We start from the raw sequence: 15337 nt of genomic DNA on the forward strand, positions 1-15337 counted from the left end.
TTGAAGATGGGGAGTTTGGAAATGTCCAAATTTTTTCGGCCATGGATGGCGCTCGGAGTGCTCTTTTCACTTCATGCTTTACCATCGTACGCGCAATGGGGTTCGGGAATGTATCCCGCGATGCCCTCTTGCGGTTACGAAATGAAGGTGGGCGATGAGGCTTCGGACATTCGCGACGAATTGAAAGAGCGGCAGCAAGAGCTGAAGGACGCGAAGTCGGACCTCAGCAAAGTGAAATCTCGCCTGAGCTCCATTAAAACCAGCGTGAACTCGCAGCGCGATCTTTTCAAACTCACCGGGTTTGACGGAGCCGCCTTCAACTTCATCGAGCGTCACATCAACTCCGGCACGAGCTGCCGGGATTACAAAGGCTCTTGCGAATTCTACGCGGGGACCGCCGGCGAAATGGAACAGTATCCCTACTGGTACTTCGCGCTGATGTTGAATGAAAGAATGCGCGGGAACAGCGAAGCCTACATCGGACCCGAAATGATGGCGACACCCGCCGAGACTTTCGCGGCGAACGGTTATTCGCCCGCGGCGCCCGAAACGACGAAAACTCAACCGTCCGTGGCCCGCAACTCGCGGATGCCCGCGGCCGATGCGCCGGCGGCGGTGCCCGAACCCGAACGCGACGAACGCGTGACTCCAGGGGCGGATACACCGGTCGAGCTGCCGAAACCCGAAGATCTCACGCCCCGTCCCGAACCGCCTCCCCGCGTGGAGCGTCAGCCGGAGTACCCCCGTGAGCAACCCGTTCAGTGCCGCGATAAAGGCGTCGGCTATGACGGCGGATTCACGGCGGGAACCTTCCTGCCCCACTGCGGACCCAATCGCGGTGAAGTGAAGTCCTCGATTTGCGGAATCTCCGACGGTATCGAGTCGATCCCGCGCGGTCGTAACGCCGCCTCTTGCGAAAAGTATCTGCAAGCATGGCAGGAAAAGAAAAAAGAAGAAGAAGAGCTGAAAGCCGAAAAACTTCGCCTCGAAGCGGTGGTGAAAGAGCTCGAAGCCCTCACGAAAGTCAAAAAAGCGGAACTCCGCGACTCGATCAAAGAATTCCAGCGTGAACAACGCGAGTCGATGACCGAAGGCGGCTGCTTGGATTGTATCGTCGGCGGCGCCGCGGTCTATCAACCCCGTAAACCCACGATCTGGGAAACGGTCGGCAACTTCGCGCTGGCGGGCCTTTCGATCTACGGCGGAATGCAGTCTTCGAAATACATCGCGGATCAGAACGCGCGCTTGGGCTTCCAGTCGACGCCGATGCCGCTGATGGGCGCGACCATGACTTACGGATGGCCCTTCATCCAAGCGGGACTTCAGGGAGTCTTGCCCGGAGCGATGGGACAAGGTTCGTTCGGCTGCGCGGGCACCGGTTTCAACGGCGGCCAGGCGATGGGTCCCTACGGCATGGCCGGCCCTTACGGCATGATGAACCCCTACGGACAGATGGGCTTCAGCCCGGGTTCGATGTGGGGCATGCCGAACAGTATGTACGGTAGTCCTTACGGCCACGGGATGTTCATGCCCGGCGCGGGTCCCGGATTCATGCCCGGCTTCGGTCAGCAGAACTATTGCCCCGTGTGGCCTTGCCCGATGGGGATGATGGGCATGAACGGGATGAACGGCATGAATCCCATGATGAACGGCATGATGGGGATGAATCCCATGATGATGGGAATGAATCCGAACATGATGGGCATGATGAATCCCATGGGCGGCTTCAACCCGATGATGCCGGGATATTTGAATCCCGGATTCAGCATGGGAATGAATCCCATGATGAACGGCATGAACCCGATGATGATGGGCGGAATGAATCCCATGATGATGGGGGGCATGAACCCGATGATGATGAACGGGCAGTACAATCCGTACGGCATGATGAATCCCATGATGAACGGCATGAATCCGATGGGGGGCATGATGGGCGGAATGGACCCCATGATGAACTACCAAATGCAGCAGATGCAGCAGCAGATGGCGATGCAGCAGTACAACATGCAGATGCAAATGCAGATGCGGAATTATCAGAACCAGATGGCGCGCCAGCAAGCGCTCTCGGGTCTGTACTCCGAGATGAACAATCTGATGATGCGGATTCAATCGACACAAATGCAGATGGGTTCGAACGGAATGCTCGGCTTCGACAATTCGTTCATGCCGTCTTCGACCATTCCCGGCGCGGGTTCGCCCGTCGTGATTCCCGGGCAGGTCGGCACGCCGTATTCGCCGCAGACGCCGTACACTTTGCCGTATCAGACGACCCCGACGACGGGTGTCCCCAGCTATCGCTGATTTTCGTTTTCCTCAAAGAGAAAGTGTGTCAGACGGGAGGCCATGAGCCTCCCGTTTTCCATTGAGCGTTGCTACGACTCCCATGTCCATTGGTTGCCCACCGGCGAACTGGCGGCGCAGGTCCGCGTTGACGATTTGGTCGACTGGTCCGCGGCGCTGGCGCAAGCGCCACGGCGGGGGGACTGGCGCCTTCTTTTCGGTTGGAATTCGGACGTCGCGGAGTTCCGCGATCTGCGGGCCACGGCGCTCGACCGATGGGACGCGGCGAAACCCCTCCTTGTCAGTCATCGCTCGGGCCACGCTTCGGTGATCAATTCGGCCGCCTTGGACGCGCTGGGGTGGCGAGACTTGAACGACCTTCCGGCCGAGCTTCGACCTTTCGCGACCGCCGCAGAAGACGGGCGGCTCACCGGATGTTTCCGCGAACAGGCTCACTTCTTCATTCTTGAGAAGCTGCCCGCGCTGACCCCCGAGACGCGCCGTCAGTACCTCTTGCGCGCGCAAGAGATCTTTCTGGATGCGGGCTTCACCCACATCCGCGAAATGATGGGCGATGCGGAGCTCATTGAAGATGTCTTGCGTTTGGAAGGCCTGAAGCAGTTGCGGTTGTACGTCGAAATGCTTTTGCACGTTCCGCACCGACAAGGGCTCGCGACCGCGCTCGAGACGGCGCGCGCGTTCCGCTTGAAGAAAAGCGCGCGTCTTCGTGTCGAAGGCGTGAAACTCTTTTTAGATGGCGCACTGGGGGCGGATACGGCCGCGCTGGCGGCGCCCTACGCGCACAAACACGATCATCACGGTGCGCTCCTGTGGAGCGACACGGATCTCACTCACGCTTTGCGGACGGCGTGGGGCGAAGGCTTAAAAGTCGCGGTCCATACGATCGGCGACGCCGCCATGAACCAAGTCCTTCAGATCGCCCAATCCCTCAAGACGGAGGGGATCGAGGGCGCCCTGTGCCTGGAGCACGCGGAACTCATCGCGCCCGAGGCCTTCAAGAAAATGCGCGGTTTGGCGTTGGAGTTCCATTTTCAACCCTCGCACTATCTGGATGACGCCGCGATGCTGAGCCAAAAACTGGGCGACCGCGCGGCGCTGGTCTTTCCCTGGCACCGGATCGAAAACATGGGCTTTCCCATCTATTTCGGAAGCGACACCCCGATCGCAAGTCCCTCGTTGCAAAGGACGGTCGCGGGTCTGCGGGCGGCACAGGTAGCGGGAATTCCGCGCCTCGAGCTCGATTGGAAGTTCGCGCACAGTCATCCGGATCGTCATTTCGGCAAGGGCTGTCGCACGACCGTCGCCGATGACGGTCGCGTGCTGCGATTGGAAGTGGACGGCAAAGTCGATCAGCGGTTGAAACCGTGAGTGATCACGATATTTTTGTCGCGTAACGAATAGGCCGCGGCGGCGGCGCCGGCCAGGAGTCCCAGGATCATCCAGTTGGTTTTGCTTGCGGGCTTCAGTTGCGGCGCCGTATTCGCGCCGAGGGGCGCGTTTGTCGGTGCGGGACCCGGTAGACCCGTTGCGATTTTCGCCAAGTTCGCGGTGGAGCAACCGCTCGCACCGTAAGCGCGGACTTCGAAACGCGCGGCTTCGATCCCCGAAAATTCCGGATGCAAACAGTCGCCCGCAACCCAAGAGGTTCCTCCCGTGCGCACGAGGGCCGGTAAATCGGTCGCCCGCGCCCAATAGGCGCGTGGCCGAAACGCGGAGCTATAGACGATCCAACGGCGGGGAAGTGAACTCGCGATGATCGCGCTTTCCGATTCTCCGGGAAGCGTGGGCGCGACGACGCGGACGTCCTCCATTCCCGGAATGCGCGTGAGCGACTCGAGCCAGCTTGTTCCGCCCGCGCGGGGGCGCAGCTCGGTCTCGCTCCCTTCCGCCAGAAGTTCCATCTGCCCGCGCAGCTGCGGGTCCAATTTCCAACCTTGCGTGCGCGCCCAGGCCATCACCTCGCGGATCAGGCGTTCATCCTCGGCGCTCCACACTTTTTTGAGCGCCTTCTGCAGGAAATCTCGCCAGGCTTTTTTGGGGTTGCGCTCCTGCGCGAAGAGAAAGTCGTCGTAGTCGCGCATGAGCAGGGTCACGCGCCCGGCGCGTTCGAAGTCGGCGAGCGCGTCTTCGCAGCCATCGCTCGCGGTGACCGCGGCGGGGGCTCCGGGGAACCGCAGGCAAATCGCGGCTTCGGCGGACAAGGCGCCCAGTAAAATTGCGAAGAGGAGGAGGTGTTTCATCGGAGGGCTCCTTAGTTTTCGAAGTTTTCAATGACGAGGGAAGGTTTGCGGCGCGCGGTCTCCGCGCGTTGGAAGTCGCGTGCGGTGCTTCGACGTTGCAGAACTCCGTAAAAACCCGAGTGTTCACCCATCAGCCCCGCGACTTGATTTTCGGGAATGAGCGCCGCGAGCATCTGCGGGTTCTGTGGCGCGCGCATCACTTTCACGTTTTTGGCGACGAGCCGGCCCCGGCCTTCGCCGTCGCTGCCGGTCCGGTAAACGTTCACGACCGCGTAGTCGCCGATCAGTGGATCGAGCGCGGCTTGGTTCGCGAACTCCAGCGGAAAGAGCACGAATCCCTCCGGTAACATGTCGTCGATTTCCACGATCTCGTCCGCGATGTCGGTTGCGGCTTGGGCGACGGACGGCGTACGAAAATGCGCGAACAGGGTCCACAAAAGTCCCACGAGCAGGACACCCAGAATCACATTTTCGATCCGGGTTCCCCACAGGCGGTGGGCGCGAATCTGTTGCCAAAGAATTTTGATTTTTTCAGCGAGCATGGCGGTTCTCCGTGGGTGTGGCGGCCCGGACGATTTGCGAATGGGACTGCGTTAGAAGTTGGTGCGTGAGCGTGAGAAGTCCGGCGAGGAGCGACACCGCGATCAACGTCTCCAGAAGTATTTGTCCTGAGTCGGACGGGCGCGAAACCGGGGGCGTTCGGCGGTGCCCGTATTTTCCAAAGTCATCCCGCAGCTTTCCGGCAGTTCGAGATTGGCGATTTTCCATGGGGAGGTCCTTTCGCGATTCGGGGCGGCGGCGCCCTGATAGCGGGACTGCCATTTCAGTTCCATTTTTTGGCGGCGTTCGAAGTCGGGCAGGAGTTCGTACTTCGGAAGCTGCGGGTCTTGATCCGCCTTGCGGACAGCGGCCCGGACGGGAAGGGTGAACCGCGGATTCAGCTCGCGGCGGACGAGTCCGAGCTCGGTCGGCAAACGGCCGAGGCGTTGAAAGACGTTCGTGCGGATCCGCAAAAGCTTGAAGTTCGCCGATTGGATCAGCCAATGCTGGCGCGCGCGGAGGACCTTTCGCATTTGCCGGATCATTTGCAGCGCACGGGTGGCGGCCGTGATCCCCGGTGCGAACAAGGTCGCGGTCGAGGCCGCCAGCAGGGCGTACGCGGCTTTCTCGGCGATGCGTAAACGCTCGACGGTTTGATTCATTTCGATGAGGTCGCGGATCTTTTCGCCGACCTCGTCGTAGGTGGCGCGCATCTCGGCCCGGCATTCGGCGCGCAGTCGTTGCGAATCCCAAAGCTGGGCCCAGCGAATGGAGTAAAGGCTAAGACCCGCGACGACGAGGCTCGCGAAAAGCAGGAAGGCGATGAGGACGCCGCCGTCCTCACCTTGAGGGGACCTCGAGCGTCCATTGACGGGGCGGGAGCGGGAGTTCGTGGCGCAATGTAACCGCGAAGGTCCGTCCCCCCGGGACCACGCGGACCAAGCGAAACGTCCCCGGATAGCGCGCGAGAGAGCGCGTGAAGCGATCGCGACAACGTTCGCGAGGGTGAGTGGAGGCATAGCAGACCTTCAGTTCCTGGGTCAGGGTTTGCAGTTCCAAACGAAGCGCGCCGCGGGCGAAGATCAGGGCCAAACCCGCGACGATAGCGATGAGGAGCGGGAGCGCGACCAGAAATTCGGTCACGCCTTGGCCGCGTTGACTAGTCGTCGTTGCGGCCACTGTTGTTGCGCCGGTTTCCCGAGCCCTGCATGAAGTCGCGCATGTCTTTCTTTTTCCATGCGCCGGTCGTGACTTGCGCGTTGCCGATATCCGATTGGACGTCGGCGCCGAGGCTCTCCGCAACCTTCGCGAATTTCACGTTCACGCTTTGACCCAGAATGCGGATGGTGGCCATCGTGCCGACCGCGATCAGCGCGACGAGGACGAGATATTCGATCAGGCCTTGACCCTTTTGGTTATTGAAGTTCCTTTTCATGGAGTTCCTTTCGCGTACGGCGCCGGTGAATCCGGCGCTGCCGACGGGAACAGCAAGGGGATGGCCAGCGAGGCGGAGGCATGAGCGCGATCCCCTCTGCGGGCGCGGACGGACAAGAAATCGCCGTCCGGACGTCGCGGACATAAAAAAGCCCGTGGGGTCGCCACGGGCTTGAGTTCGACGGGAATGGAAAGAGCCTAGCGTTTTTTACCTTTGGCTGCGGGCTTCGCCTTCGCGGCGGCTTTTTTAGCGGGCGCGGGCTTGGCTTTCGCCGTCGGCTTCGTCTTCAGGGCGGGTTTGGCGGCCTTCGCGACGGGCTTGGCCTTCGCGGCAGGGGCTTTCGCCTTGGCTTTCAGGGCGGCGGCTTTGTCGGCCGCGGCCTTCTGGGCGGCTTTTTTGGCCGCTTCTTTCTGAGCGGCAGCGGCTTTTTCCGCGGCAAGCTTCTGGGCGGCTTTCTCGGCAAGGGCCTTTTGGGCGGCCTTTTCGGCGGCGGCTTTCGCTTTGTTGGCTGCGGATTCGGCTTGTTTCGCCGCTTGTTTTTCGGCTTTCTGAGCGGCCTTTTCAGCGAGGCGCTTGGTTTTACGAGAATTGACGATTCGCTCAAGAATTTCATAAGCTTCACGCTGCAGGTCATTCTCAAAAATGAAGCGATAGAAGCCTTCAATCTCGGGACTTTGGCGGAACTTTTTGAGCGAGGTGGGGAGGTTTTCGGATGCGACGAAGTCGATCGAGCTGCCGTCTTTGGACAGTTTCACCTTATCGGATGCCATGCGGTTCCCCTTTTTGAGATGCGTTATTTCAGAGGCGAAACTAGTCGGAAGCCCTCATTTTGGCAAGGGAGTTTCGGTTTGAACTCGGGGGCGAACTTTGCGAAAGTGACCGGCAAATCACGTACAAAATTTGGGGGAGGTCTTCGATGTTGATCCTGGATGGAAAAGCCGTCTCGCAAGCCCAACGCGAAGCCCTCAAACCGCGCATCGCGAACTTTGTCGCGAAGGCGGGGCGCAAACCGAAGCTGGTGGTCGTTTTGGTGGGAACTCACCTGCCGAGCCAAGTTTACGTTCGCAATAAAGTAAAAGCTTGCGAGTCCGTCGGCATGGACAGCACGGTCCTTCATTGGCCCGAAGATCTGAGCATCGAGAAATTCCGCGAACAGCTTCACGCTTTGGAGAAAGATCCGGGCGTCGACGGCGTCCTCGTGCAGTTGCCGCTGCCGCCGCAGTTGAAAAATGTCGACCTCGGTTCGGATGTCGATGCCGCGAAGGACGCGGACGGTTTCGCCTACGGAAACCTCGGCATGATGATCGCCGGCAAAATCCGCGTCGCGCCCTGCACGCCCATGGGCGTGATGACGATTCTCAAACACTACAAGATCGAAGTTGCGGGTCGCCGCGCGGTCGTCGTCGGTCGCTCGCTGATCGTCGGTAAGCCCATGGCGCTTTTGCTTCTCGATGCGAACGCGACGGTCACCGTCGCGCACTCGAAAACCAAAGACCTCGAGGCCGTCACGCGCGAGGCCGACATCGTCGTCGTCGCCGCCGGTCAACGCGAGTTCCTGGGACGTTCGGCGTTCAAAGAGGGCGCGGTGGTTATCGACGTCGGGATGCACGGCACGGGTGAAGGTGGAAAACTCTGTGGGGATGTCCGTTTCGAAGAGCTGAAGGGCTGGGCGTCGGCCGCGACTCCCGTTCCCGGGGGCGTGGGACCGATGACCATCACCACACTGCTGGAAAACACCATGAAGCTCGCAGAAATCCGGCAGGGACTGACGTGAGGCGCACGCTTTTTTCGATTCTTCTTCTGATGCCGTTCGTGGCCTTTGGTTCGGGGGCGCTGCGGGTGAGCGTGCCCGTGAGCGGGAAACGTCTTCCCGCGCACATCGCCGAGGAAACGGCTCCGCCGAAACTGGAACTCTTGGGCGTGTTTGAGATTCCGGGGACCGAAGAGTTCCAGAAGACCCGCGTGGGCGGGCTTTCGGGACTGGTGTGGGACGAGTCGCAGAAGATCTTCTGGGCGGTCAGCGACGATCGCGGTCGGGTGAACGAGCCGCGCGTGTACGGATTTGAGTTCACGCCTCCCGCGAAGGGCAAAGAGCCCGCGTGGAAACTCGCGAAGGTCGTGACACTCAAGGATCCGAAGTCCGATCCCAAAAACAAAAAGACCGTGTGGGATTTCGAAGGGATTGCGCTCCTGCCGTGGGGGAACTGGTTGATCGTCAGCGAAGGCGATATGAATCAGAAACCGCGCGTGAACAGTCGTGTGATGGAGTTCAAGCTATCCGGAGAGTTCGTTCGCGATTACGAGGTCCCGGCCGATTATCTGGCGACGCCGAGCGGACGACAGAAGACGGGGCCCCGGAATAATTTTTCTTTCGAAGGTCTGGCGGGACATGCGGACGGGAATCACTGGGTCGTGGCGTCCGAGCTGGGTCTTCTTCAAGACAAAGGCGAAGTGACGCGTCTTCTGGAATACACGCAAACCGAGGCCTGGGTTTTGAAACCCGGTCGCGAGTGGTTTTACCCCTTGAGTCCCGCGTCGGCGGGGACCGGCGCTCCGCTCGTCATTGGCGTTTCCGAAGTTCTGCATGCGCGCGATCAGGAGTGGTGGGTCATGGAGCGGGGGGCGGGGATTTCGGTTTCGGGTCTCACGTTTCGTGCCGAGCTGTTTCGTGTGGAACTGGGCACGAATCAGGAGCTCACGAAGACGCCTCTGCTGAACTTCGGCAATATGGGCGCGAAGTTCGCGCGTAATTTCGAAGCGCTCAGCTGGGGACCGACCCTGCCGGATGGACGACGCCTTTTGGTCGTTTTGAGCGATAACAATTTGGAAAAAAATGAGCCGACGGTTTTCGCGACGTTCGCGGTCGACTGGCCGAAACCGGTGGAGACCGAATGATCACCTGGAAATTACGTAAGGGAGCCGCCTACAAGAAGGGGCATCCGTGGGCCTTCGCGAAAGATCTGGAAATCGAAGCCGATCGCGTGCAGCCCGGAAGTTTCGTGCGCATCGTTTCGGATAAAAATGAAGTTCTTGATTTCGGATACGGAAATCCGCGCTGTGCTTTGGCGTTTCGCTCGCTGCCGCTCCTTCAACATCCGAAACTGGCGGCCATGGCCTCGGTCGGTCCCGGCTCGGCGGACTTTCAGGCCTGGGTCCGCGAGTCCATCGTCGCCGCGTGGAAACGCCGCGAGTCCCTGGGATTTCGCGGCTCTTACCGTTTGGTTTTCAGCGAAGCGGACGGGTTGCCGGGATTGATATTGGATCGCTACGAGCTGGCGGGGGATCAACCGGGAGAGATCGGGCAAGTCTTGGCCGCGCAGATTTTGACCGCGGGTTTCGATCGTATCTGGGGCGACGGGCTGGAACTCATGCGCGGCGTGGTTGAACTGAAGGGCGGCGATTGGGCGAAGACCGTCGTCGTGGAACGCAAGGACGTCTCGATTCGTAAAGTCGAGGGGCTCGAGGTCTTGGCGCCGCGAGTGCTCCATGCCGGGGCGGGATGGACGCCCGAGAAACTCGCGCATGCCTCCGTGCGGATGGCCTCGCAAGCGCCCGGAGACGATTCCTACGTCACGTTGACGGCGGATCTGTTCGAAGGCCAAAAGACGGGATTTTTTCTGGATCAGTCGTGGAATATGCGGCTGGTGCAGGGGCTGCTGGCCGATATGAAATTGTCCCGGCTGCGTGTGTTGGATTTGTGCTCCTATGTCGGTCATTGGAGTTTGCAGCTGGGAAATTTAGCGCGACGTCAAGGCGCGGACTTTCACGCGGACCTGGTCGACGTTTCGGCGTCGGCCTTGGCGCGGGCGAGTGCGAACTTGAGCGCGGCGGGTTTGGCCAGCGCGGCGTTTGAGCTGGATGTCTTAAAGGACATCGACGCTTGGCCCAAGGGACCCTATGACGTCGTGATCGCCGATCCTCCGGCCTTCGTGAAAGCGAAGAAGGATTTGCCGCAAGGGCAGCACGCTTACCTCAAGCTCAATACCGAAGCGGCCAAGCGGGTCGCGCCCGGCGGGCTTTTGATCAGCTGTTCGTGCTCGGGTGCGGTGAGCGAAGAAGATCTGGCGCAGGCCGTGGCCAAGGCCGCCGCCCGCGTGGGCCGTCGCGCGACGATCTTGGGCCGCGGCCAGCAGGGCGCGGATCATCCGTGGCTGACGAATTTTCCCGAGGGGCGTTACCTCAAAATGCAGATCACACGCCTCGACTAGGCGGAGGGTTCATGAAGATCAAAGGCAACCTGACCGTGCAGATTTTGATCGGAGTCGTTCTGGGCGCGATCGTCGGTAGCGTCGCCCGCGGTCATGATCTGTCCGCGCTGTCGAGCACCGGCAAGATGATCATTCATTGGGTGAAGCTGGTGGCGGGACCCTTTCTGTTTTTTTCGATTTTGACCGCGCTGATGCAGGTCTCGATCAGCTGGTTTCAGGGGGCACGCCTGATTCTGGTCGCCGGCTTCAACGCCGCTTGCGCGCTGGCGATTTCGATCCTGTTGACGCAAACCTTGTTGAGTGGCCAGGTCAATGCGGCGGCGATTTTGGCCGGCGACAACGATGTCCCCGTGGTGATGAAACCCGAGGTCGGCAGCATCGGGTTCGAGGCCTGGCTCAAGTCCTTTCAGCCGGTGAGTCTTTTCGAACCCTTCGTCCGCAACGAAATTTTGTTGATCGCTTTGCTCGCGCTGATCCTGGGGATCGCGGTGCGGGTCACTTTCCAGGCCGAACAGCCCGAGGTGCTGCGCGCGTGGTCCCGCGGCTCCGAGCGTATGCGGGAGCTTTTGGCGAAGATCCTTCATTGGATCACGCTGCTGATTCCCTTCGCGGTTTTCGCCGTGCTTTCCGGCGCGATTGCGCAGTACGGATTCGGAATCTTCGCGACGCTGGCGCCCTTCGTTTTTGCGGTGCTGCTGGGGTTTCTGCTGCAAGTTTTCGTCGTGTACGGATTTTGGATCGCCGTGGTCGCGCGGATGCGCCCCGCCCAGTTTTGGCGCGAGTCCAAACAAACGATCCTTTACGCCTTCGGGGTGAATTCGAGCCTCGCGAGTTTGCCGCACACCTTGAACTCGCTTCGTCGCATGAAAGTCAGCGAGACGTCTTCGTCTTTGGGGGCCGGGGTCGGCACCAATCTGAACAACGACGGGATTCTTCTTTACGAGGCGATGGCCGTTTACTTCACCGCGATCGTGCTGGGCATACCCATGGACATGCCCCAAATGCTCGGCGCCGCGCTCGTGTGTATCGTGGCCGCGATGGGAATCACCGGAATTCCCGAGGCGGGTTTCATTTCGTTGACGGTGGTGATCGGGCTTTTGAAGCTTCCCACGGAACTTTTGCCGCTGCTGCTTTCCATCGACTGGATGATCGCCCGTTTCCGCTCGGCGGTGAACGTGACCAGCGACATGACTCTTTCCATCGCCCTGGATGCCGTCAGCGGACAGCGCGGCTGGCGGGAAGAGTCCCCGGCTTCTTCCAAATAAAAAAGGCGACCCGGGGGTCGCCTTTTTCACTGTCATTCAACTTGGCTTTCAATGTCCCGAAGCCACTTTGCCCGGAAAGGGCGGGCGGGGTTTCGGCGGAGCCTCGGCCGAAGCGGCCATCGACTGCGGCGCACCCGGTTTGGGCGGCATGCCCATGCCCGGGGCGCTCGGCTTGGGCGGGGGACCCGGTTTCGGGGGCGCGCCGGGAGTCGGCGTGCTGGTCATCCAGGCCGGAGCGGGCGTCGCGTTCGGCACGGGAGCCGGAGTGCTGCTGGCCATGAAAGCCGGAGTCGAAGGAACGGTCATCGGTGAGCCGAAGCTGGTCGCGGGCTGGGGAACGGGAGCGCTTGCGGGCGCCGTCGGAGCCATGGCCGCGACGAAGGGGGCGGGTTCGACCGGCGCGGGAGTCGGTGCCGGAGCGACGGCGACCGGGGCCGGCTGCGGCATCGGCGCGATCGGCGCGATGCCGGGATTTGTGGTCTCGCTGACGTACGCGCCACCGTTGGTGGCGGCGGGAATCACATTCTGCCCCTGATGCAGGGATTGCAGTTTGGTGATGTACTCTTTCAGCGCGCCGTTTTCCTGACGCAGGATCTGCACTTGCGCGAGCGCCTGTTGCAGATGGCTGTAGTAGTCGTTCGATTCGATGATCTTTTTGTCCAACGCGAGTTTCAGCTCGACGAGTTTTTTCTCGGCGGTGGCGGTGAGCGCGCGCATGGTGTCGTTCTGCATGTTCGCGTGCTCTTCGAAGCCTTTGAGGGTGTCCATCAGCGCGCGGATCTCGTCCGACTGACGGCTGATCTCTTGGGCTTTGGCGTTGATTTCGACGTCACGGTGCTGAACGACCTGTTCCAGCTCGTCGATTTTCATGTTCGCGGCTTCGAACTCCTCGGCCTGAACTTTCATCTGACTTTGCAGATCGTTTTGCTGCTCGGTCCACTGATTCTGATCTTGCAGGAATTTTTCGCGCGCTTTACCGAGTTCCAGACGGACTTCTTGGTTCATCGCCTGCGACAATTCGAGTTCGGTCGACAGGTTGCGATTTTTTTCGACCAGGAACAGGTTGTGTTTACGCTCTTCCGCGACGAGCTGACCGGCTTTGGTGCGAATTTCTTCAATGTCGAATTGAAGCTTCAGGTTCAGCTCTAAAGCCTTGGCCAAATCGCTGGCGGTTTTCGAATTGTTCACACGCTCTTGCTCGAGCAAGGTCGCCGAACGGCGCATTTCCTGCGTCAGTTCGTTTTGTGAATTCGAGAACTGCTCGAAGTTCTGCATGCGCTCTTGCATCTGGCTTTGGGCGCTTTTCCAGTCTTCTTGCGATCTTTTCAGCTGGGCTTGAAGTTTTTCAAAGCGCTCGGCGGGAGACTCGGACGGCTTGTTACCGCTGAGTTCATTCAGCTTTCCGGCGATTTCGTCAAACAGACGGTCAGTGTCAGGCACATTCGGTTTCGACATTCGTATCAGCTCCGTTGATGCGGGATAGGCTTCATGCTAAAGCCGGACCCGGTCCGAGGTCACGTCCAACCCGAGAAAGGTCGAGGTCGAATGCAGCCCCAAGTTCATCGTCAAATTTCGACTTCCAACTTCAATTCGCGGACGGACAAAGATCGCCCCTCCACTTGGATTCCCTACCGGCAGGGGTATTGTGCAGGGTGTAACGCTTCCTGTTGCACAATGCCCGTCGAAGTGAAACTCGAAGACCTGATTCGCTTAAATGTCGTTACAGAAGATGAGGCCCTCGGGTCCCGCCGCAAGATGATCAAGCGACTGCAGAAGGCGGGAATCGTATCCACTTATCGGGAGGGAACCGATCTTTATCAACTGCAGTCGCGCCCAAATGGCGATTGTCACTTCCTGCACCCGGTGTCCCGTTTGTGCCAGGTCTACGACCAACGTCCAGGGGTTTGCCGTGAGTTCCCCGCTATTGGGCCGCGGCCGAATTTCTGCCCCCGAAACTCCAAACCCCGCGCCTCATTCTGAGACAAATTTCTTCTGAAAATCGGTGAATGGATTTCGTCTCATTTTGAAATGAGCGTTGTCGAAGTTTTGGTCGCGTGCCGGACGGGACGGGGCGCTGAAGAGGGAGGGGTTGGTTTCCGCCACCAAAGCGAGGGGCGGCTCCGCATTTAATCGGAGTTGGCGCGGCGAAGATGGCACTTTGGCTGCTTTATCAAGGGTTGAGGAGAACCCATGATCTTGCGGCATGAAGACAGCTATTCTACACCCATCTGGATCGGCGTCGGTCTGGTGGGGCTGTTCATCGCCGGCCTGATGGTCATCGGTCCCCGCACGCAACAAGCTCGGAAGATCATGAGCGCCGAAGACGTCAGCTACTCTTATGAAATGGCGCGCATCGAGCAAGAAGAGGGCGCTTTCGATCTTTCGGGGCGCGACGTGCATCGCCGCAAACGTGAACTGGAAGCTTACGAAGCCAAGAAGAAGGCCGCGCTGAAAGGCGTGATGGCCGGTTCGGGCGCTCATAAAGGTCCCGCGAAACCCAATGTGAAAGCGGTCGCGATCAAAGCGTCGGCCGCGGCCATGGCCGCCGCCGAAGCCGCACGTATGAAAGTCGACACCGTCGGCGAATCCGAGCGTTACAAACGGATGCGCGCGTCCGCGCAAGGGGTGGACTCCGCCGCCTATGCGAATGCGTATCCGCAGAACTACGTTCCCCAAGCCACGACGAAAACGGCGACCACGAGCACCGAGAAAAAAGACGAAGAGCCGAAGCTTACCCCCGAGCAGTGGCGTTCCCTGCTTCAGGTCGCGCCCACCGCTTTGAACGTCAGTAAATTGATCGCCGCGCGCAACCGCGGAGACATCTCGGAGGACGTCGTCCTCGAGATCGCGAAAGATCTGCTGAAGGACAGCGGGGACGAACGTCAACAGGCGGGCCTTTCGATCGCGGATCGGATGGTTTCGGCGAAGACGTTTGAATTCATGGTGCTTGAAAAATCCGAGTTCTCGCAAGACGTGCAAACCGAGCTGCAAAAGAAGATCGAAAGCTACGGTCTGCCGGCGCGTTTGACCTATTTAGGCCCTGTGCTGGTTTCCGCGAACGAGGACAAGTCGGCCGTGCTGGTGGCGATGAATCTGATCGAAGCCTCGATCACCGAATACCGTCGCCTGCAAAGCGGACAAATCACGCAATCCGCCAATGCCCCGTCCTTGGCCCAGCTGCAAGTCTTCCTGGCGACCCTTCGCCGTGTGGGTGAAACCGGTGAAGGTTCGCTCGCGGAACAGGCGAAGTCCCTCAGCACTTCGATTGCGGAGCTGAAACCCCTCGAGCCGAAGAAGTCCGGCCTGACGGGTCGTCCCATGCAGACCGCCGGTAACGAACGCTAAGCT

Annotated in this window: 15 protein-coding genes and 1 pseudogene; 8 read left to right on the top strand and 8 right to left on the bottom strand. The window is 60.0% G+C overall.

Going from position 1 to position 15337, the window contains the following annotated elements; genetic code table 11:
* Positions 1-21 precede the first annotated feature (21 nt).
* Together KF767_02290 and KF767_02295 are read left to right on the top strand one after the other, a co-directional pair.
* A complete protein-coding gene (locus tag KF767_02290; protein ID MBX3016692.1) occupies positions 22-2301 on the top strand; it encodes a hypothetical protein in 2280 nt (759 codons plus the stop codon).
* 42 nt (positions 2302-2343) lie between these two features.
* Complete coding sequence (locus KF767_02295) at positions 2344-3669, top strand: amidohydrolase family protein (GenBank protein MBX3016693.1); 1326 nt, start codon at positions 2344-2346, stop codon at positions 3667-3669.
* Here KF767_02295 and KF767_02300 read toward each other — a convergent pair.
* The 6 genes and pseudogenes from KF767_02300 to KF767_02325 form a co-directional block, all read right to left on the bottom strand.
* Positions 3651-4541: a hypothetical protein gene (locus tag KF767_02300; protein MBX3016694.1), complete on the bottom strand. Its 891-nt coding sequence runs from the start codon at positions 4539-4541 to the stop codon at positions 3651-3653. The genes KF767_02295 and KF767_02300 overlap by 19 nt on opposite strands.
* 11 nt (positions 4542-4552) lie before the next feature.
* Positions 4553-5083 (bottom strand): hypothetical protein, encoded by a 531-nt coding sequence (locus KF767_02305; protein MBX3016695.1) that lies wholly within the window; start codon positions 5081-5083, stop codon positions 4553-4555.
* Between the two features lie 102 nt (positions 5084-5185).
* A complete protein-coding gene (locus KF767_02310; GenBank protein ID MBX3016696.1) occupies positions 5186-5794 on the bottom strand; it encodes a hypothetical protein in 609 nt (202 codons plus the stop codon).
* A 127-nt stretch (positions 5795-5921) separates the two neighbouring features.
* Complete coding sequence (locus KF767_02315) at positions 5922-6260, bottom strand: hypothetical protein (protein ID MBX3016697.1); 339 nt, start codon at positions 6258-6260, stop codon at positions 5922-5924.
* Positions 6241-6516 carry a Flp family type IVb pilin gene (locus KF767_02320; GenBank protein ID MBX3016698.1) on the bottom strand — a complete coding sequence of 92 codons (276 nt, stop codon included), beginning with the start codon at positions 6514-6516 and terminating at the stop codon, positions 6241-6243. The genes KF767_02315 and KF767_02320 overlap by 20 nt, the downstream gene beginning before the upstream one ends.
* A 512-nt stretch (positions 6517-7028) precedes the next feature.
* Positions 7029-7286, bottom strand: a pseudogene (locus KF767_02325) (hypothetical protein).
* 146 nt (positions 7287-7432) lie between these two features.
* Here KF767_02325 and KF767_02330 point away from each other — a divergent pair.
* Genes KF767_02330 through KF767_02345 form a run of 4 tightly spaced genes read left to right on the top strand, consistent with a single transcriptional unit; the run spans position 7433 to position 11989 of the window.
* Positions 7433-8290, top strand: coding sequence for a bifunctional 5,10-methylenetetrahydrofolate dehydrogenase/5,10-methenyltetrahydrofolate cyclohydrolase (locus KF767_02330; GenBank protein ID MBX3016699.1), 858 nt, complete (start codon positions 7433-7435; stop codon positions 8288-8290).
* Complete coding sequence (locus KF767_02335; GenBank protein ID MBX3016700.1) at positions 8287-9411, top strand: esterase-like activity of phytase family protein; 1125 nt, start codon at positions 8287-8289, stop codon at positions 9409-9411. The genes KF767_02330 and KF767_02335 overlap by 4 nt, the downstream gene beginning before the upstream one ends.
* Positions 9408-10724, top strand: a complete 1317-nt coding sequence (locus KF767_02340; protein ID MBX3016701.1) for a class I SAM-dependent rRNA methyltransferase — start codon at positions 9408-9410, stop codon at positions 10722-10724. Before KF767_02335 ends, KF767_02340 begins: the two co-directional genes overlap by 4 nt.
* A gap of 11 nt (positions 10725-10735) precedes the next feature.
* Positions 10736-11989: a cation:dicarboxylase symporter family transporter gene (locus KF767_02345; protein MBX3016702.1), complete on the top strand. Its 1254-nt coding sequence runs from the start codon at positions 10736-10738 to the stop codon at positions 11987-11989.
* A gap of 48 nt (positions 11990-12037) precedes the next feature.
* Here the strand turns inward: KF767_02345 and KF767_02350 are convergent, their stop codons facing one another.
* The gene (locus tag KF767_02350) at positions 12038-13444 is read right to left on the bottom strand and encodes a hypothetical protein (GenBank protein ID MBX3016703.1); all 1407 of its coding nucleotides are present in this window, start codon (positions 13442-13444) and stop codon (positions 12038-12040) included.
* 90 nt (positions 13445-13534) lie between these two features.
* On the opposite strand from KF767_02350, the gene KF767_02355 reads away from it, so the two are divergent.
* On the top strand, positions 13535-13969 hold the full coding sequence (locus KF767_02355; GenBank protein ID MBX3016704.1) for a YkgJ family cysteine cluster protein: 435 nt from the start codon (positions 13535-13537) through the stop codon (positions 13967-13969).
* On the opposite strand, the gene KF767_02360 is transcribed toward KF767_02355, so the two are convergent.
* Positions 13961-14194 (bottom strand): hypothetical protein, encoded by a 234-nt coding sequence (locus tag KF767_02360; GenBank protein MBX3016705.1) that lies wholly within the window; start codon positions 14192-14194, stop codon positions 13961-13963. The two genes, KF767_02355 and KF767_02360, sit on opposite strands and share 9 nt — an antisense overlap.
* Between KF767_02360 and KF767_02365 the strand changes: the two genes are divergently transcribed.
* Positions 14180-15334 (top strand): hypothetical protein, encoded by a 1155-nt coding sequence (locus tag KF767_02365; GenBank protein ID MBX3016706.1) that lies wholly within the window; start codon positions 14180-14182, stop codon positions 15332-15334. The genes KF767_02360 and KF767_02365 overlap by 15 nt on opposite strands.
* Positions 15335-15337 lie beyond the last annotated feature (3 nt).

The organism is Pseudobdellovibrionaceae bacterium, from assembly GCA_019637875.1.
Lineage (GTDB): Bacteria > Bdellovibrionota > Bdellovibrionia > Bdellovibrionales > Bdellovibrionaceae > JAHBUW01.

What these genes read in the sequence shown, in the direction of transcription:
- KF767_02290 (MBX3016692.1), top strand. Translation starts at nt 22, where the DNA reads ATGTCCAAATTTTTTCGGCCATGGATGGCGCTCGGAGTGCTCTTTTCA.
- KF767_02295 (MBX3016693.1), top strand. Translation starts at nt 2,344, where the DNA reads ATGAGCCTCCCGTTTTCCATTGAGCGTTGCTACGACTCCCATGTCCAT.
- KF767_02300 (MBX3016694.1), bottom strand. Translation starts at nt 4,541, where the DNA reads ATGAAACACCTCCTCCTCTTCGCAATTTTACTGGGCGCCTTGTCCGCC.
- KF767_02305 (MBX3016695.1), bottom strand. Translation starts at nt 5,083, where the DNA reads ATGCTCGCTGAAAAAATCAAAATTCTTTGGCAACAGATTCGCGCCCAC.
- KF767_02310 (MBX3016696.1), bottom strand. Translation starts at nt 5,794, where the DNA reads ATGCGCGCCACCTACGACGAGGTCGGCGAAAAGATCCGCGACCTCATC.
- KF767_02320 (MBX3016698.1), bottom strand. Translation starts at nt 6,516, where the DNA reads ATGAAAAGGAACTTCAATAACCAAAAGGGTCAAGGCCTGATCGAATAT.
- KF767_02330 (MBX3016699.1), top strand. Translation starts at nt 7,433, where the DNA reads ATGTTGATCCTGGATGGAAAAGCCGTCTCGCAAGCCCAACGCGAAGCC.
- KF767_02340 (MBX3016701.1), top strand. Translation starts at nt 9,408, where the DNA reads ATGATCACCTGGAAATTACGTAAGGGAGCCGCCTACAAGAAGGGGCAT.
- KF767_02345 (MBX3016702.1), top strand. Translation starts at nt 10,736, where the DNA reads ATGAAGATCAAAGGCAACCTGACCGTGCAGATTTTGATCGGAGTCGTT.
- KF767_02350 (MBX3016703.1), bottom strand. Translation starts at nt 13,444, where the DNA reads ATGTCGAAACCGAATGTGCCTGACACTGACCGTCTGTTTGACGAAATC.
- KF767_02355 (MBX3016704.1), top strand. Translation starts at nt 13,535, where the DNA reads ATGCAGCCCCAAGTTCATCGTCAAATTTCGACTTCCAACTTCAATTCG.
- KF767_02365 (MBX3016706.1), top strand. Translation starts at nt 14,180, where the DNA reads ATGATCTTGCGGCATGAAGACAGCTATTCTACACCCATCTGGATCGGC.
- KF767_02360 (MBX3016705.1), bottom strand. Translation starts at nt 14,194, where the DNA reads ATGCCGCAAGATCATGGGTTCTCCTCAACCCTTGATAAAGCAGCCAAA.